At 67.9% G+C, this 17,254-nt stretch carries 18 protein-coding genes; 4 read left to right on the top strand and 14 right to left on the bottom strand.

The genetic code is table 11. The features are described from left to right. The first annotated feature begins 41 nt into the window (after window positions 1-41). The 3 genes from GOARA_RS13500 to GOARA_RS13490 are packed head-to-tail and all read left to right on the top strand — an operon-like array spanning window position 42 to window position 2,025. Window positions 42-515 carry an MTB12 C-terminal domain-containing protein gene (locus GOARA_RS13500; protein WP_007322954.1) on the top strand — a complete coding sequence of 158 codons (474 nt, stop codon included), beginning with the start codon at window positions 42-44 and terminating at the stop codon, window positions 513-515. Beyond that, window positions 512-1,246, top strand: coding sequence for an ABC transporter ATP-binding protein (locus GOARA_RS13495; RefSeq protein ID WP_007322953.1), 735 nt, complete (start codon window positions 512-514; stop codon window positions 1,244-1,246). The genes GOARA_RS13500 and GOARA_RS13495 overlap by 4 nt, the downstream gene beginning before the upstream one ends. Next, window positions 1,243-2,025 (top strand): ABC transporter permease, encoded by a 783-nt coding sequence (locus GOARA_RS13490; protein ID WP_007322952.1) that lies wholly within the window; start codon window positions 1,243-1,245, stop codon window positions 2,023-2,025. Before GOARA_RS13495 ends, GOARA_RS13490 begins: the two co-directional genes overlap by 4 nt. Here GOARA_RS13490 and GOARA_RS13485 read toward each other — a convergent pair. The 10 genes from GOARA_RS13485 to GOARA_RS13440 all read right to left on the bottom strand — a co-directional run bounded on the left by GOARA_RS13485 (window position 1,947) and on the right by GOARA_RS13440 (window position 12,631). Beyond that, window positions 1,947-2,822, bottom strand: a complete 876-nt coding sequence (locus GOARA_RS13485; protein ID WP_007322951.1) for a hypothetical protein — start codon at window positions 2,820-2,822, stop codon at window positions 1,947-1,949. The two genes, GOARA_RS13490 and GOARA_RS13485, sit on opposite strands and share 79 nt — an antisense overlap. Window positions 2,823-2,875: 53 nt before the next feature. Continuing rightward, window positions 2,876-3,463 carry a YdcF family protein gene (locus GOARA_RS13480; RefSeq protein ID WP_007322950.1) on the bottom strand — a complete coding sequence of 196 codons (588 nt, stop codon included), beginning with the start codon at window positions 3,461-3,463 and terminating at the stop codon, window positions 2,876-2,878. 114 nt (window positions 3,464-3,577) lie between these two features. Continuing rightward, a complete protein-coding gene (locus tag GOARA_RS13475; protein WP_040523343.1) occupies window positions 3,578-4,198 on the bottom strand; it encodes a response regulator transcription factor in 621 nt (206 codons plus the stop codon). Then, on the bottom strand, window positions 4,195-5,343 hold the full coding sequence (locus GOARA_RS13470; RefSeq protein ID WP_007322948.1) for a sensor histidine kinase: 1,149 nt from the start codon (window positions 5,341-5,343) through the stop codon (window positions 4,195-4,197). The genes GOARA_RS13475 and GOARA_RS13470 overlap by 4 nt, the downstream gene beginning before the upstream one ends. Next, window positions 5,340-6,179 carry an ABC transporter permease gene (locus GOARA_RS13465; RefSeq protein ID WP_007322947.1) on the bottom strand — a complete coding sequence of 280 codons (840 nt, stop codon included), beginning with the start codon at window positions 6,177-6,179 and terminating at the stop codon, window positions 5,340-5,342. Before GOARA_RS13465 ends, GOARA_RS13470 begins: the two co-directional genes overlap by 4 nt. Then, entirely contained in the window at window positions 6,176-7,132 is a 957-nt protein-coding gene (locus GOARA_RS13460; RefSeq protein WP_007322946.1) for an ABC transporter ATP-binding protein, read from the bottom strand. Before GOARA_RS13460 ends, GOARA_RS13465 begins: the two co-directional genes overlap by 4 nt. Before the next feature lie 97 nt (window positions 7,133-7,229). Next, window positions 7,230-8,945: a cytochrome c biogenesis protein CcdA gene (locus GOARA_RS13455; RefSeq protein ID WP_007322945.1), complete on the bottom strand. Its 1,716-nt coding sequence runs from the start codon at window positions 8,943-8,945 to the stop codon at window positions 7,230-7,232. Window position 8,946: 1 nt separating this feature from the next. After that, the gene (locus GOARA_RS13450; RefSeq protein ID WP_007322944.1) at window positions 8,947-9,210 is read right to left on the bottom strand and encodes a hypothetical protein; all 264 of its coding nucleotides are present in this window, start codon (window positions 9,208-9,210) and stop codon (window positions 8,947-8,949) included. A 94-nt stretch (window positions 9,211-9,304) separates the two neighbouring features. After that, window positions 9,305-10,846 (bottom strand): GMC family oxidoreductase, encoded by a 1,542-nt coding sequence (locus GOARA_RS13445; protein WP_007322943.1) that lies wholly within the window; start codon window positions 10,844-10,846, stop codon window positions 9,305-9,307. Between the two features lie 57 nt (window positions 10,847-10,903). Continuing rightward, on the bottom strand, window positions 10,904-12,631 hold the full coding sequence (locus GOARA_RS13440) for an aldehyde dehydrogenase family protein (RefSeq protein WP_007322942.1): 1,728 nt from the start codon (window positions 12,629-12,631) through the stop codon (window positions 10,904-10,906). 138 nt (window positions 12,632-12,769) lie between these two features. Here GOARA_RS13440 and GOARA_RS13435 point away from each other — a divergent pair, with 138 nt between their 5' ends. After that, entirely contained in the window at window positions 12,770-13,903 is a 1,134-nt protein-coding gene (locus tag GOARA_RS13435; protein WP_040523269.1) for a PucR family transcriptional regulator, read from the top strand. A gap of 11 nt (window positions 13,904-13,914) precedes the next feature. Here the strand turns inward: GOARA_RS13435 and GOARA_RS13430 are convergent, their stop codons facing one another. The 4 genes from GOARA_RS13430 to GOARA_RS13415 form a co-directional block, all read right to left on the bottom strand. Further along, entirely contained in the window at window positions 13,915-14,526 is a 612-nt protein-coding gene (locus GOARA_RS13430) for a hypothetical protein (protein ID WP_007322940.1), read from the bottom strand. Between the two features lie 86 nt (window positions 14,527-14,612). Further along, a complete protein-coding gene (locus tag GOARA_RS13425; RefSeq protein WP_007322939.1) occupies window positions 14,613-15,359 on the bottom strand; it encodes a DUF4304 domain-containing protein in 747 nt (248 codons plus the stop codon). 49 nt (window positions 15,360-15,408) lie between these two features. After that, the gene (locus GOARA_RS13420) at window positions 15,409-15,678 is read right to left on the bottom strand and encodes a DUF6752 domain-containing protein (protein WP_007322938.1); all 270 of its coding nucleotides are present in this window, start codon (window positions 15,676-15,678) and stop codon (window positions 15,409-15,411) included. Continuing rightward, window positions 15,648-17,216, bottom strand: a complete 1,569-nt coding sequence (locus GOARA_RS13415; RefSeq protein ID WP_007322937.1) for a class I SAM-dependent methyltransferase — start codon at window positions 17,214-17,216, stop codon at window positions 15,648-15,650. The genes GOARA_RS13420 and GOARA_RS13415 overlap by 31 nt, the downstream gene beginning before the upstream one ends. Window positions 17,217-17,254: the final 38 nt, after the last annotated feature.

Below are 17,254 nucleotides of genomic sequence, written 5' to 3'. Positions count from 1 at the left end.
GCAAGCCGATCGCGAGCCATCAACAACTGAGGAGTGGCCCCTTGTCCAAGCTCATCACCGGTATCGTCGGCGTAGTTTTCGCGGCCCTGTTGGCGGTCGGTCTGGCGGCCCCGGCCGCGCACGGCGACGTCACCATCCGCGGCGCGAAGACCTCTGACCTCTACATGCGGTCGGCTACGCCGAGCAAGGCCGAGGTGAAACGGTCCTATGCGGCGTTCATGAACCCGAGCCTGCCGATCGGGCCGAAGCTGGAGGTGTCGGTCAACGGCGCGGCCAACCGCGGCGAGCTGCAGCGGATGCTCGGACTGTCGCGCCAGTACGACTTCTTCTCCATGAAGGGCGACGTGGTGTCGGTGAACGTCAGCGGCAACACGATGACGGCCCGATTCCACGGCACCATGGCGGGCTTCCCGGCGCAGGGCTTCACCTACTCCTACGTCCGCGAAGGTGGGCTGTGGAAGTACGACTGGAAGCGCAACGCGCAGACCAACGGCATGCCGGCGAAGTTCGTTTGATCGAGATATCTGGCGTCACCAAGGCTTACGGGGAGAAGAAGGCCGTCGACGATGTGTCGTTGACCGCCGTCCCGGGTGGCGTGACCTACCTGCTCGGACCCAACGGCGCGGGCAAGTCGACGGTGATGAGGATGATCGCCGGATTGACGTCGCCGGACTCCGGAACGATCGCCATCAACGGCCGGTCGCTGCGCCGGATCCGCGACGTGAAGCACGAGATCGGCTTCTCGCTGAGCGCTCACTCGCGAAACCCCAATCACACGGCGATTCAGCATCTGCGATGGCAGGCGCGACTCGCGGGGATCGGTGACGGCGAGGCCGAGCGAGTACTCGCCGAGGTCGGACTCGAACCCGCGGCCAAGCGACTCGTGGGAGGGTTCTCCCTCGGCATGCTCCAGCGCCTCGGAATAGCGTCGGCACTGCTCGGCGACCCCGCCGTGCTGGTGCTCGACGAACCGGCCAACGGCCTCGACGTCGAGGGCGTCCTGTGGCTGCGCGATCTCTTCGGCCGCCTCACCGCCGAGGGGAAGACGCTGCTCGTCGCGTCGCACAGTCTCGGCGAAGTGGAGATCACCGCATCGTGGATCGTGATCATGGGTCGGGGACGGGTGTTGTGCAACGCGAGGGCCGACGACGTCCTCGCCCGAGCGGCCGGACCGCGCAGGTTGGAGTCGATCTACTTGGAACTCACCCGCGGCAGCGTCGAGTACTCGGCGGGGGAGGCACGTTGACCGCGTTCGTCCGGTCGGTGCGATCGGAGATGGCGAAGCTGTCCTGGCGCAGCCCGCTCTGGTACGCCCTCATTCCGCTCGCGCTGATCATCCCCGTGGGAATCAACGCGTCGCTCGCCGCCGCGGCACAGATGAACAAGATCGACGGCAGCGGCGGGATGGACACCGACAACGCCGCATACTGGGTCATCGTCTTCTCCACCTTCATCTTGATGGCGGGAGCGGTGACTTCCTACTGCGGTGAGTTCAAGGACAAGACCGCAGACATCGTGTACGGCATCGTGCCGGCACGGTGGCTGATGCCGGTCGCGAAACTCGTCGTCTACGGAATCGTCGCCGCGGCAACGACTTTCGTGGCGACCCTGATCAATCTTGCCGTGCTGCCCAAGGTGTTCCCGGAGATATGGGATCGGGTAGATCCGCTGGATCCGGCCGGCGTACGACTCCTGATCGGGACGCCAACGCTGGCCTTTCTGGTCGTCATGCTGGCGCTGGGCGTCTCGATGCTCATTCCGCGGCCCGGGGTGGCGATCATGGTCCTCCTGCTGTGGAAGTGGGGCGTCGAGACGTTCGTCGGATTCATCCCGGGCGACTTCGGCATCTTCCTCCAGCGCATCGCGCTGTTCAAGAACGGCGAGATGGGTGCCGGTCAGTCGCCGACGTTCGACAGCATCTTCGGCGGGCCGAACGGGTCCATGGTCTACTTCGCCGCCGTCGCGGCCGTGTTCTTCGGCATCGGCGTCGCCCGGCTCACGTTCCGGGATCTGCCCGGCGACTGACCGGTTGGCGGTTGCCGGTGTTCACCGAGCCCGCACGACGACGGCGTTGCCGTCGTGGTCGGCCGTTGTATAGGTCGCGTCCGGACCGCTGGCGTTCCGAGCGGAACGGTCTGGGTGCGCTGGTAGACGCTCCTGGCTTCGAGGGCGGCCGCCAGCTCGTCGCGTGCGCGGTTGAACGACGAATAGACGTGCTGCGGCGGGATGTGCCCGTAGTCGACATTCTCCCGGCTCAAGGCCCCGATGAAGACCCATCCGCCATCCGTGCGATGCGGCCCGAAGATACGTCCGTGATTGTTGTTCTCCTCGAACGGGTGCGTGGAGAAGGCGTGGTCCTTCTGCTCGGGCAGCTGGCCGTGCACCTGGCCGCCGATGACACCCCGGTAGCCGGATGAATGCCCCGTCCGCGGTGGGTAGCCGGCGCTGGTCATCGCCTCGACGAGCCGTGCTTTGGCCTCCGCCGCATCGCGGGCCCCGGCATCGACGAAGATCACATTGATCGGCTCGCGGAAGGGCTTGCCGGCCAACGACATCCCGAGCCAGGCTGCGATCTCGCCGTCCGGCGCGATCATCCACTGGCCGATGCGCGGGAGTCCGGGGACATCGGCGGTACCCATCGCCACCGGCGACACGGGCGCGGTGGCCGCGGTCGTCGGTGCAGGTGAATGAGCTTCGGGCGGCGTTGCCTGCCGGCTTGACTCCGACGGCGCGACCGGGCCGGAGTTGGTCGTGGTGCAGGCTGTGGCGACGGCCGCCAGGCAGATGGTTGCGATCACGTGCCGGAGCCGTCGGGGAGTCATGGCCCGATCCTAGGTCGGCGGGCGTCCACCGACCTTCGATTCGAGCGAGTGCCTCAGGCGTAGGAGGGGACGAACTTGATGCGCGCGTGCTGCTTTCGTGCCGCGTCGCGGAAGTTCTTCATCGCTCGCTTCATGTGGAAGCCGTTCGTGACGATGACCGCGCCGTCGGCGCCCATCGCCTTGAGCATCCGCACGGTGTTGGTCGCGTTCTGGACCGTGCTCTTGGACTGTCCTTCGTTGACCATCTGCCACACGGGGATCCCGCGCTTGATCAGTCCGATGTTCATGAACTGCGCTTCGGACACGGGCAGCCACCAGGTGTCCCCGCCGGAGACGACGATCCGGTTGAACGGGTGAGTCCGGCCGAGCCGTGCGGCCTTGCTCAGCCGCTGCTCCAGGATGGCCGGAGTCTGACCGAAAGTGCCCATCTTCGCGCCGAGCACCACGATGTAGCGGCCACCGGGGTTCTGCCACAGGAACATGCCCTCCGGACCGAACATGTCCGTACCGGAACTGCCGAAGTCCATGCTGCCCGCCGCGGCTTTGTGCGGTGCCGGGGCGGCCTGTGCGGCGCTCACCGAACCGGTGATCAGGGCGGCAGCGGTAACCAGGGCAGCGGAAAGCAGGAGTCGCAGGCGCATGTGCGCGAGTGTAGCGGCGAATCCTGGCAACAACCTGCGGGGCAGGTGTGAACCAGCGGGACAGATGTGAAACTGTGACGACGTTCTCAGCCGAGCCGACCGGCCGACGCCAGCTCAGAGCCAGCCGCGTTCACGAGCCCGGACGGCCGCCTCGTAGCGGTTCGAGACCGCCAGCTTCGTCATCGCCGAGGAGAGATAGTTGCGGGTCGTGCCGGCCGAGAGGTGGGCGCGGGTAGCGATCTCCTCGACGGAGAATCCCTCGAGGGCCAGTTCGAGGACATCGGACTCGCGGGGCGTTAGAGGTGAATCGCCGGTGCTGATGGCTTCGGCGGCCAGTTCGGGATCGACGTAGCGACCGCCGCCGTGCACGGTGCGGATGACGTCGGCCAGTGTCGTCGCCGAGGTGGTCTTGGGCAAGAATCCGCGGATGCCGGCCTCCAGTGCCCGTTTGAGGTAGCCGGGGCGCCCGTGGCTGGTGACCATCACGATTCCCGCATCAGGGGTGAGACTCAGGAGTTCGACCGCCGTCTCGATGCCGTCGCGCCCCGGCATCTGCAGGTCGACGATGGCGACGGCGGGTTCCGCTCCGGCGTCGACCCTGGCGCGCCAGGCGTCGAGGAGTTCATCGCCGGTCCCGACGTCGGCGACGACGGTCAGGTCGTCCTGGAGGTCGAGCATCGATGCCATCGCGGAGCGGATGAGGTTCTCGTCGTCGGCCAGGAGAATGGGAATCATGATGGTCCCCACCGTATGCGCAGCTCATAGCTGCCGTCGTCGGATGTGGTCGACATGCGGGCACCGACCTCGCTCAGCCGTTCGTCCAGGCCGCGGAGTCCGGAGGGCGTTCCCGGCCCGCTGACGACCCCGTCGTTGCGCAGCGACATCCCCGACGCCGCCAGCGCGAGTGTCGCCGACCGTGCGCGGGAGTGCTTCACGATGTTGGTCGTTCCCTCCCGCACGACCCACGCCGCGACCGGGTGGAACTCGGAAGGGATCGCCGCGGTGGTGCCTTCGACGTGCAGTTCGCAACCCGCGGCCGACAGCAGTGATCGAGCGCCCTTGACCTCAGCCTCCAAGTCGACGTCGCGGTAGCCGCGGACGAGGGCGCGCATCTGTTCCATCGACTCCACGGCGAGCGACTTCACCTCGTCCATCTCATCGGCCGCCCGATCGACGGCTCCCGCGCGGGCCAGCGTGGTGGCCAGCTCGCTCTTCACCGCGATCGCCGAGAAGCCGCGGCCCACGACATCGTGCAGATCGCGCCCGAAACGCAGGCGCTCCTCGGCGACCTTGAGTTCGGCTTCGGCGGTCTTCGCCCGCTCCAATTCGTCGACGATCCGGAGGCTCCACAACGTCAGCAGCGCGGTACCGAGAAGTGCCGCCCCGGTGGCGAATATCGCTGCGGTCGCGGCCAGTCCCCAGGTGACCGGGGAGCGCAGGATCAGCCCGGTGGCGGCGCTCAGCACCAACAGCGCCGACCAGGGCCTGACGACGAAGGGAAGCACCGCCATGGCCGCCACGAACACGGTGAAAGCCGCGGCGACTCCGACGCGCGAACCGGTGTGGTCGTCGGGCAGGGCGAACGACGCGGCGATACACCCCAGCCACAGCGCGCCCAACACGAGACAGGCGGCCGGGATCATCCACGGCCTGGTTCGGGCCGAGCGGGGGTCCGCCGCGAACTCGGGTCGCCAGCCGATGACCGTCACGCCGACCGCTCCCGCGGTCCCGATCACCAGCAGTTGCCAGCCGTCGGTGCCGCGAAAAGCCAGCGAGGCGATGACGACCACGATCACCGCCTGCAGGGTCGCCCGGGTGTAGAGCCGGTACCGGGCCGGATCCGACAGCTGGCGCCACCAGTCCGCGAGCGGAAGCGTCATCCGCGGTCGTCCCAGCGAAAGCGCTTGTAGACGACGAAGAACGCGATCGCTGCCCATAGCCCCAGTGTGACAAGAGGACGCCCGAAATCGGCGAACGACTCGGCGAAGCGCAGCGGCTCGCCGCCGGCCAGGGGAGTCCCGGCGGCTCCGAGGCCGATCAGATCCGATACGGCGGCGAACGGGGTCCAATCGGCGATCGTGCCCAGGCGGTCCGGCAGCACGCTCCGGATGGAGCCGAGCCCGACGATTGCCAACACCATGACGGGCATCGACGTGATCTGCGCGGCTTCGGCGTTCTTGGTGAACACACTGGTGGCCAGTGCGAGCAGCGTGAAGACGACCGCCCCGCCCGCCAGGGCTAGAACGAATGCCAGTGGATTGACCGGGGCCGGCGCGCCGGTGGCATAGACCACCGCGCCGACCACCACGGCACCGATCAAGGTGAGTATCAGCCCGGGGACCGCCGGTGCCGAGAGGATCTCGCGGTCGGTCGACTCACCGGTCCGGAGTCGTTTCAAAACTCCCTCCCCGCGCCGGGTCGTCACCATCGACAACACCGAGTAGTACTGCACGAAGACCAGGGCCATGAGGGCGAACGTCTCCAGCGTGCTGGTCGCCAGGGCGGCCGCGTCGGCGGTGGTGCCCTTCCCGATGAAATGCCACGCCAGCGGGGTGGCGATCGGGAACAGCACGCCGGTCACGACCAAGGTCTTGTTTCGCCGGAACTGGAGCCATTCGGCCTTCGCCAACGACCCGAAGCGGGTTCTCTTCGGCTGCCGGGGGCCGTGCCGTCCGCTGGCTCGGCTCGGCAGGTGGATGGTGTCTGGCTGAGTCATCGTGCTGCTCCGATCGTGGTCGATGCGGTCGACGGGAGATCTCCCGCGGTGGAATGGTCGTCGGCGATGGTGAGGAAGACCGTCTCCAGGGACGCGGCGCTCGCCTGCAGATTCGGCAGCGGCACTCCGGCGTCGCGCGCCCAGCCGAGCAGCAGGTAGAGATGCTCGGCGAGATCGTGCGTGGCGACGGTGACTCGCGCACCGGCGTCGATCGTGGCACCGGCGAGTTCCGGCAGCGCGATCCCGGGATGATCGAAGGCGATGGTCGACGGATGGTCGTCGACGATCTCGCCGAGCGTGCCTTCGCGCGCGATCTCTCCCGCGTGCATGATGGCGATGCGGTCGGCGAGGGCCTCGGCCTCGTCGAGGTAGTGGGTGGTGAGGACCATGGTGACGCCCTGGCGCTTCAGTGCGGCCAGCAGATCCCAGGTGGCGCGCCGGCTTTCCGGATCGAGCCCGGTGGTGGGTTCGTCGAGGAACAGCAGCCGCGGCTGCCCGAGTAGCGCGCAGGCGAGGTCGAGCCGCCGCTGCTCGCCGCCGGAGAGGGAACCGACCCGCACGTGCAGGCGATGGGTGAGACGCACGTTGTCGACGACGTCGGCGATCTCGGCCGGGAAGGAACACGTGCCGCGCCACATTTCGAGCGTTTCGGCGACCGTGAGTTCGGCCGGGAGACCGCCCGACTGCAACATGATCCCGATCTGCGGGCGGAGGTCGGCGCGGTCGGCGATCGGATCGCAGCCGAACACTTCCACGGTGCCGCCCGACGGCGGGGCCAGCCCTTCGAGCACGTCGAGGGTCGAGGTCTTGCCCGCGCCGTTGGTGCCGAGCAGGGCGAAGACCTCGCCCTCGGCCACGTCGAGGTCGATGCCGCGGACGGCGTCGTAGGAGTCCGAGCCCGACCGGTAGGTGCGTCGTAGCCCGCGGGCGGTGATTGCTGGTACCTGGGTCATGGCACTACCTTCGCGCACGCCGAGCGCTACCGGCAGTGGGGAGAGTCATCGGTTTCGCGACGGTCTGTCATGACGCGGCGATGACAATTGTCATCTCTCAACCGAAGGTGAACGAGTAGGCGGTGAGCCCGGGGGACAACGAGATCGTCACCGTTCCCCGTTCCGACGACGAGCGGGTCGCCACGGTGCGGATGTTGGGCGGTCCCGACACGGGGACGGTCTTGGTGCTTCCGTCGCCGACGGTCGTGAGCGTTCCCGACCCGCCGACGTTCAGATATACCTCGCGGGCGCGGTAGGTGAGCGTCAGCTTGGCGTCCGGACCAGCGACGATGCCGTCATCGGTGAGCGTCCAGGTCCCACTCAGGCGATAGCGGTGGAGCGCGGGAGGCCCGGTGTCGGCGAACGTCCGGACCCCGGCGGTGTACTCCCCGGTGCCGTCGTACATCTGCTGCTTCGAGGCGCCGAGGAAGACCTCCGGGGTGCGTTGCTTGTCGGCCGGCGTGTTGTCGGGCAGGTCCGACGGCGGCGGCAACTCGACGCCGGGAGTGGCCGCGGCGAGCAGCGCGCGGATGTAGGCCTCCTTGCGGTCGTACTTGCCCTCACCGAGACTGACGTGCCGGATCACGCCAGTGGCATCGACGAGGTAGCCGGCCGGCCACGCCACGTTCTGATACGCCTTCCAGGTGCCGTAGCCGTTGTCGATGGCGAGCGGAAAGGTGAGCCCCATCTTCTTCGCCCCGGCCACGACGTTGCCGGTGTCGCGCTCGAAGGCGTATTCGGGTGTGTGCACTCCGACGACTCGCAGACCGAACGGCTCGTACTTCTTCCACCACGCCTCGACATGGGGGAGGGAGCGCTGGCAGTTGATGCAGGAATAGGCCCAGAAGTCGATGAGCACGACCTTGCCCCGCTGGTCGGCCATCCGCATCGGCGGACCGCCCAGCCACTGGTCGATGCCGGCGAACTCGGGTGCGTGTCCGCAGTCTTCGAGTCCTTTGTCCTCGCCGTTGAAGGCAGCCTCCTGGCAGGCGCGCAACGAGCCGTTGCCGGCCGCGACCGGAACGTTGATGTGCGCCTTGAGCGGGTCGGCAAGGGACTTGGTGTAGTCGGGGATTCGGCGCTGGATCGCGCCGGTGACGTCGAAGGTGAGCGCGACGGCGAGAGCGATGATCATCGCCCCAGCGATGCCGCGGACGAGGCGTTGGCGGCGCTGCAGTCCGCGCACGCGCGAGGTGAGTTTGTTGCCGGCGAGCGCGATGCCCAGGAGCGGTATCGATACGCCCACCGCGAAGGCGATGGTGAGGAGAACGGTCTCGGTCCCGATGGTCCCGGTCGCGCCCGCCACGGCGATGGCGGCCAGGACGGGACCGGCGCACGGGACGAACACCGCGCCGAGCGCGAGGCCGAGGATGAAGCCGCCGCCGGCGCCGGAGCCTTTCGAGGACACCTGTCGCTGCGGGATCCGGGCGAACGCGCGTTCCAGCAGTTGTTCCAGCGACGGCACCAGCATCGCCAGTCCGACGAGCACGAGGGCGGCCAGACCCAACCAGCGCAGGAGCGAGGCCGGCAGGTTCAGGGCGGCGAGCAGCAGTGTTCCGAACAGGGTGATGAGTGCGAAGCTCAGCGCCAGACCGGCAACGATGCTGACGGCGCGCAGCCGCCCGGGGTGTGTGTCCGACGGGGCCGCGCCCGCTGCCGTCGGCGCTCCCGCACCTCCCAGCAGTACGACGGGCAGTACCGGGAGGACGCACGGCGACACTCCCGCGAGGACACCGCCGACGAAACCGACGAGCAGGAGCGTTACGCCACTCACGTCACCACGTCGTGCCGTTCATCCCCGGGATCACGCAACGCCCGGTGCGGTCGACCCGGCCGATGAGCATCAGGTCGTAGCCGGTGCAGGACGAGTTGATCGGCGCACACGTGCCGATCGTGGTGATCACCTTGTTCGGGCCGCAGGGCGTTCCCATCTTGGGTGCGGCATTGGCGGTCGCGCCCAATCCGCCGATTCCGGTGATGACGGCCCCGGTAGCGGCTACCGCGGCGATCAGGCGGCGGGTTGTGGTCACTCTGGCCATCGTGGCCTCCTAGGTGGATCGTTGCGAGTCTCCCGACCTCACCCAGAATACGCCGGGTGTGACTTAAGTCATATCGTCGTAACGGGCCGCATCGTTAGCGCCGGCCGCCGATGAGTTGTGCCGCCCGCTCGCCGATGACGACCGCGGGGGCGTGGGTGTGTCCGCGGATGATCTCGGGCATCACCGAGGCGTCGGCGACGCGGAGCCCCGCCACACCGCGAACCTTGAGTTCGGGGTCGACGACCGATTTCTCGTCCTTGCCCATCCGCGCCGTCGACGTCGGGTGGTAGAGCGTGTGCGAAAGGTGTTCGAGCGCCGTCGTGATCAGGTCCTCCGGCGACAGTCGTTCGCCGCCCGCCGGCGCCACGTAGGTTCCGTTGATCACCGATTTGAGGCTGGGTGCGCCCAGGATCTGCTGGGTGATCTCCAGGCCGCGAGTCATGGTCGCGCGGTCGATGCCCTCGGGGTCGGACAGGTAGTTGGGGTCGACGATCGGCTTGGCCGTTGGGTCGGCCGACGAGAGCCGGATCCCTCCTCGGCTGTGCGGCTGCAACAGGATCGGCCCCGTTGTCAGGGCATGCGCGGGAATGCCGGTGAGGCCCTCGTCGACGTAGGCGACCGGCGCGAAGATGATCTCGACGTCGGGCAGCTCCAGTGACGGATCGGTGCGGACGAACCCGTACGCCTCGGCGACGTTCGAGGTCAGCATTCCCTTGCGCCGCAGCAGATAGCGGGCGAGCTGTCCGAGGCTGGTCGCATCCTTCAGAGTGTTCCCGTCGACGCCGACGGCGAACATGCTCACCAGGTGATCGCGCATGTTCGCTCCCACCTCGGGCGCAGCGGCCACCACGTCGATCCCGAATTCGCGCAGGTGCTCCGGGTCGCCGATGCCCGACAGCATCAGCAACTGCGGCGTGTTGACCGCGCCCCCGCAGAGGATTACCTCTCGCCGTGCCTTCGCTTTGTGCCGCGCGCCGTCGCGCAGATACTCGACACCGGTGGCCGCCTTGCCGTCGAACAGGACGCGGGACGCCTGTGAACCCGTCCGGATCGTCAGGTTGGGCCGATCGCGGGCCGGATCGAGGTAGGCCTTCGCCGCGCTGTGCCGGGCACCGTTGGATTGCGTGACCATGGTCTGGGTGAAGCCGTCGGGCTGCGGCCGGTTGGCCTGCTCGACGTCGAAACCCGATTCCCGTACCGCGGTCAGGAAGGTCGCGGTGAGTTCTCTCGGGTCGCGCTGCGGCGACACGCTGATCTGGGTCGAGGCGAGCAGCGGAGCCAACGACTCCCAGGCCCAGCCGCCGCCGGCCGCTTCGCCCCAGGCGTCGTAGTCGGCCGCGAAACCGGGCACCCACATCATCGCGTTCAACGCCGACGATCCGCCGAGCACCTTCCCGCGCGGCCAGTAGACGGTCCGGCCGTCCAGACCGGGTTGCGGCGTCGTCTCGTAGTTCCAGTCGAATTCCGACTTGAACAACTGGGCGAACGCGGCGGGGATGGAGATCTTGGAACTCTTGGCCTCCGGTCCGGCCTCGAGCACGAGAACACTGTTCGAGGTGTTCTCGGAGAGTCGGCCGGCCAGCGCCGAGCCGGATGATCCGGCTCCGACGATGATGTAGTCGAACTCGTCAGTCATGGGTGTCGTCCTCGTCGTTCTGAAGGTCGTCGGTGAGTTGAACGGGGGAGCGTCTGCTCAGGCGCGGAACGCGGACAGGAAGATGCCCGGGAGTTTCAGCCACGAGGGGGCGGTCGCGTAGGCGTTCAGCTTTCGGCCGGTGCCCGCGGCGCTGCGCGCCGTGACGAACCACGGCGGCTTGGGGAACAGCGAGAACTCTCCGCCGAGCACCGACCGCGGGAACGGGCGGAACGGTCCGGTGACCACGGTGCGCTCGGTGTCGGGGATCAGTAGGCCGTTGTGGACGATCCCCAGACCGCTCTGCGCGTCGTCGAGGGTGTGGCCGGGGAACGCGCCCCACGTCGCGGTGGGCGTCAGGAAGGCCATTCCCGTCCACGCGTTGATGCCGATCGCGCCGTAGCGAAGCCGTGCGACCGCATCGTCGAAAGCCGTGCCGAGCTGTTTGCGCTGCGCGGGTGCGATGAGAATGTTGGCGCCGAGCGTGCCGACGAGGTCGTCGTTGGAGTACGCGACCGCCCGGTCGAGGAATGCGCCGGCATCGTCGGCGTCGAGTTCGACCACACCGAGGACCGGGGCGAAGTACTCGGTCGTCTCGACGGGGCAGTCCTCGCCCGCTTGCGCGCGGATCAGCACCCGCTGGCCGCCGGAGAAGGCCTCGGCGGATTCGTGGGAGTCGGCGGCGGCGGACAGACGGGACTGGCTACCCGGATACCACGGGGTGCGCGGAGCGATGCGCTCGAGCGCGTCCCGGAGCTCTTTCAGGAAGGCCTCGCGCTGGTCCCAGGAGCGGTCCAGCACGACGACCTGGCCGGCGATGCAGTTGTGACCGGCGTTGTGTAACCGCATCGTGGCGACGTTCTCGGCCTGGAAGCGCAGATCGGCGCGGCTCCACTTGCCGGGGACGACGATGATCGGGGAGACGCCGCCCAGTTCGCTGGTGATGGGCTTGTCCAGCAACGGGCGGTTGTCGCGGCGGCGCTCGTCGGCGTCGGCGCCCCGCCCCCACACGATCGCGTCGTGCGTGTTGATGCTGCCGGTGATGTGGACGTGCGAGATGCCGTCGTGCTGGCAGAGGTACTCGCCCTCGGCGGCGCCTCCTTGGACGACGCGGACCAGGTCGGCCTCGACGAGGGGCGCCAGTGCTGCCCGGTAGACGGTGAGGAGATTGGCGAAGGTCGGATTGATCTTGAGGATGCTCGTGCGATTGTGGGCGACCAGCTCGGAGAGGACGTCCAGCGGGCCGATCGAGGTGATGTTGCCGGCGCCGAGGACGAGCGACACTCCGCCGGACGCGCCGGTGTCGCGGGCCGCGGCCCCTGCACCGGCGCGCACGTCCGCCTCCTTCTCACCGGGCAGCGTCCAGACCTCGGCGGAAAACCCGTGGAACAGGAGTCCTTCGCGCAGATCGTGCGGCAGCACCCGCCACGCGAGGCGCCCACCGGGAACCGGACGGGCTTTGACGCCGTCCAACGGCGACTTGCCCTCGGCGAGTGCCTGTAGCGAATGGGCGACCGTGCCGAAGCCGGCCAGCGTGGCGTACGGCCCGGACAGCCACTCTTCGCCGACGAGCGGAGAGTTCGGATCGAGTCCTTTGATGTCCGTCGCTGTGCGAGTCCATCGCTCCGCCACACGCGCGATTGACTCGTGCGTGCGGCCGATCAGCGCGGCCCGCTCGGCGACGCGAAGCGATGCCCACGATGCCGCGCCGTCGGCGAGTGCGGCGACCGCCGCGTCGAGGCGCTCGGTGTCGATTGAGGCCGATTTCTGGGCTTTCGTCGTGGGCATGCCGTCTCCTGGTGTGTCGCGGACCACATAGTGTGTGGGTACATTCTGTGGCGGCCGACGCAGGATTGAAATAGGCCGATGCTCAGAGTTTTCAGATGCAGACTGTGCACGTGCACAGTTCGGGGGTAGCGTGTGGGCATGTCGCACAGTCTTGCGGAACCGCGCAGGCGGTCGGTTCTCGCCCACGTCGATCCCGACGCGCTGACCCGGTCGGTCACCGACGAGATCCTCGCCGGGGAGGATGCCTATGCCGAGCGCACCATGCCGCGCGACCTGTTGGACGCGGTGACCCGTGACAACATCCTCGCGTTGTTCGCCGCGATCGACGGCGAGACCCTCGACCTCGAGCCCGCGCGCCGTGTCGGGAGCCTGAAAGCCGAACTCGGGATCCCCTTGGCCGGCGTGATGCACGCCTACCGGATCGCCGGGATCAAGCTGTGGCACGAAATCGGCGACGTCGCGGCCGGCAGCGTCGAGGAGGGCGGGCTGTTCGAGCTGGGCATGCAGGTTTGGTCGATCCTTGACCAGTTCTCGACAGCGGCCGCCGAGGCGCACCGCGAAGTCACCGACTCCCGCGGCCGATGGGTGGAACAAACCCGCATCGCCGCGGTGCTCGACCTGCTTGACGACGCGTCCGATCCGCAGCAGCGCGACCATGCCGCCGCGGTGCTCGGCTGGACCGACGATTCGCGGCTCGTCGTTGTCGCCACCGACAGCCCGATCAGTGCGCTGAGCACCTCCGATGGACCTGCCGGTGCCATTCAGTGGGTGGATCGCGGTGGGTTGCGGATGGGGGTCTCGGTCGTCTCGGGTGGCACGACGCGGCGGCGGTGGACTCCGGATCTCGATGCCCGGATCGGGGTCAGCGAGGAGTTCGATCTGCTCCAGGACGCACCCACCGGCGGGCGGCAGGCAGCGCTTGCCCTGCGATGCGCCGGCACCGCGCGTGCCGGCGTCGTGCACTACGGCGAGATGCCGGTGGAGACACTGGTCGTGTCACAACCGGCGGTTTCGCTGGAGGTGGCGGCACAGATCCTCGGTGGTCTCGCGGACCTGCCGGAGGATGACAGGAACGTCCTGCTGGATACCGTCGAGGCGTGGATCGAACTCGACGGATCCAGTTCCAAGGCCGCCGGTCGACTGCACTGCCATCGCAACACCGTGCTGTATCGGCTCCGGCGGGTGGAGAAGCTGACCGGCCGATCGGTGGCCAAGCCGGCCGATGTCGTCGCACTGGGCGTCGCCGTGCTGGCCCGACGCCACCTCGGGTAGCGCTCTCGCGGTCAGCCCAGGGCCATGGCGCCGCCGCTGTACTTGGCGGCGCGGGGATCCTTCTCGGTTCCTCCGGTGTCGCGGCTGATCCACACCGTCGGCGTCAGTTGCCGGTATTCGTGGATGCTGACCGGAACGCCGAAGAAGTCGGCTCGGAAGTCGGCCGTCCATGCGGGTTTGCGGTCCCACGTCGAGACGCCCTTCTTCAGCGGTGCGCCGATGTCGCGGCCGAAGATGTAGTCCTTGTAGACCCACGGCTGGCCTTGCGGGCCTTTGGTGAAGGTGAGGCTGCTACCGAACTTGGACTGAGTCTGGGTGAATGCTCTGGCTTGCTCGTAGGGCGCCAACTTGCCTCGTACATGCATGACCGGCAGCAGGGCCAGCGGCTTGCGCCCGACGGGAGCAGCGCCGAGCGGTGCGGCGGCGAACAGATTCAGGATCTGTTGGCCGGTGCAATGATTCATCAGCGAGTCGATCGTGCGGTCGCGGTCGGTTGTGCTGATCACGCACCGGCCATCCGGGACCGAGCGCGGCGCGGCGGCCGCCTGGCCGGTGCTCGCGACGAATCCGATCACCGCCAGCGAACTGATGATCGCGCGAACTGTTGTCTTCCGAAGATCCATTCGATCTCACCCCGATCCGACCGACCCCGACGGCGGTCTCCATCGCGATAGTAGCCATGCCGGGAAAGCAGGCCGGGGGACCGGGGTCAGTTTGGGAACGACAACCCGACCTCGTCGGCATACTCCGACAGACGCTCCAGATGGCCGCCCAGGTGGGGTTCGGCACCGAGGTGCGCGCGGCGGTGCAGGACGTAGTCGGTGAAGATCGCCTGCGCCCGCGCCGTGTTCCCCGAAGCCAGGTGCATCCGGACCGCCAAGAGGTGATCGGGTCCACCGATCCCGCAGGTCTCGTGACTGGAGGGTGGCCTGCCCTCCAATTCCGCCAGCAGGGCGGTGCGGTCCGGGTAGCGCGCCAGCCAGCCGAACCCGTCGGTGGTGATCGCGGTGGTGAGCCGGGCAACGGTACTCGCGTCACCCAGGGGCCAGGACTCGCCTCCGTTTCTTCGGCCGACGAACCGGCGCAGGACCGACCGATTATCCTGCGGCCGCGATAAACGGCGTCGCAGTTGGCAGTCGGATTCGCTAATCCATTTCTTGTCGTCGATGGGTGGGCCTTCGGGGCCGAACCGACTCGACTCGAGCCGCCACGCCTCGGCGACGAATACCCCGAGGTTCACGGCGAAGTAGGCGTAGGGGTTGGGTCCGCGTCCTCGGATCTGCAACGTGTCGAACGGCGCGATGACGCGCCCGAGCTGAAAGTTGACGACGTGCACGAAGCCCGGGGAGATCGTCCGGTTGTAGGTCCTTCCCCTCTTGCGGAACCCGGCCGTTCGCAGCGTCGGACCCACCTGCGCGACGATCTCGTCGAGGGTGCGGGACAGTTCGCTCGCCATCGGGCCAGTCTAGGTCCGAGCCGCGCGACGACCTGCCGCGGCGGGGCGCCTAGAACGACGTCTCGTTGTACTTCGCCAGGACCTCGCGAATACGTTTATCGTCGCGGTCGGCCGCGGGCACCAGCACCTCGGCGACGACGTCGGTCAACTCGGCGACGCGCTGATGCAGGCGTTGGGTTTCCTGCACTTCGCGCTCCAACTCCCGGAAGCGCGACGGCAACTGACGCAGCTTCGTCACCGAGCCGACGGCGCGAGCGAACTGCTCGTTGAGCAAACCTGTCCGGGACTTCAGCGCGCCCATGTCGCGACCAATCTGCACACGTGGGGATCCTCCTGTTTGTAGACGGCGAGGCCATGTCCGGCCTCAAGGTGTTCGATGGTGCCGCCGGTCGACTCGATTTCGGCGGCGACGCTTCGCGGTTCGAGGTAGCGGCGGAAATGCTCGCCGAATTCGTGCTCGGCGTCGGCATCCAGGCCGGTGCGGAACTCGAGGTAGAACTTGCCGCCGCGGCGCAGACTCATGCTGGCGATCCGCCACAGGTTGTGTCGGCCGGCGTCGTGCAGGGCATGAATCAAGAAGCGTCCGTACAGGATCGGCGGTTCGTCCCGGTGCGAGAGCTCCCCGCCGATGCCGAGTACCTGGCGGATGTCGTAGAGGTTCAGCGTCTTGAACCGCGCGGGTAGATCATCCTCCCGCGCGATGATTCCGGCACGTTCGGTCGCTGCCGGCACGTAGTCGAGACCGAGTACATCGCGGCCCTGCCGCGCGAACCACAACGCGTCGCGCCCGGTGCCAGTGCCGATATCGACGATCTGGGTGGCGGCGTTCGGCTCGCGGTCGAGGAACCAACGCGCGAACGGTGACGGTTCGGTCGGAACCGATCGTTGCGATTGGCCGAAGTAGAACGGCCACCAGTGGTCGTGATTGCCATCGTTGCCCCGCAGCCATCCGTCGAGACGATGCCGCGCCCAGCGCGGCACGTCGAACTTGAACGACGGGTCGGGGATGCGCCAGCCAGAGCCGTAGGTGATGGCCAGCAGCGCCTCCGGGTCGGCGGGCGCCACGATGGATCGGCCGTGGAGTTCGACCTTGCCCAACGGCAGGACGATGTCGCGGTGGAACTTCTCCGACACCACCTCGGGCAGCAGGTAGAAGGTGTCCTCGACGACGAAACCCGCGAAGACGTCGATGGCTCGGCCGCCTTCGGCGTCGGGGACGATCACCTTGAAATCGCCCGCTGAGAATCGCCACGTCCAGTAGCCCGCCTCGATCATGACCCGTTCCAGCGCGTACGACTCGCGCATCACGTCCACCGGAGTGGTGTGCCTGCTCAAGTAGGCCACGTCGGCATCGGAGTCGTGGGCGATGAAGGTGCCCTCGCGAACGGCGCCGAGCAGTGCGCCGTAGGCGAGAAAGGCGTCCACCCCGGCGTCGGTCAGCCGCGCGAGAACGTCCTCGACGGCGTCGAGCAGCGCGTTGATGGTGGCCTCGCCGCGCTCGGCGAATGCGCACTGCAGGTCGCCGGCCTTGTCGACGGTGAGAGGCCGTCCGGCACGGTCGACGATGTTCACCCGCTCGCCGCTGTCGTCGAAGACGTGCTCACCCTCGTAGAGGGTGCGGTCGGCGGAACGGTCGCGCACGGTGATGTGCCCGGAACCCCGCAGATACGGCTTGAGGCTGTCGGGCCAGGGGGCCAGGCGGTTCGCCGCACCCAGGAGTAACACCCGCCTGGTGTCACGCGCCGGTTGAAAGGACCACACCCACTTTCCGTCGAAGAGCACGTCGACGACGGAAGGCTCGGCGGAATCCACGGCGACGCCCTCGCCGTCGACGCGCGCGGTTCGGAGTTCAGCCATGAGCGCACCCCGGCGCCAGGTGAACGCAGCGCGTCTTG

The sequence above is a fragment of the Gordonia araii NBRC 100433 genome (assembly GCF_000241265.1).
Lineage (GTDB): Bacteria > Actinomycetota > Actinomycetes > Mycobacteriales > Mycobacteriaceae > Gordonia > Gordonia araii.
This window is presented reverse-complemented; position numbering and strand designations above follow the sequence as displayed.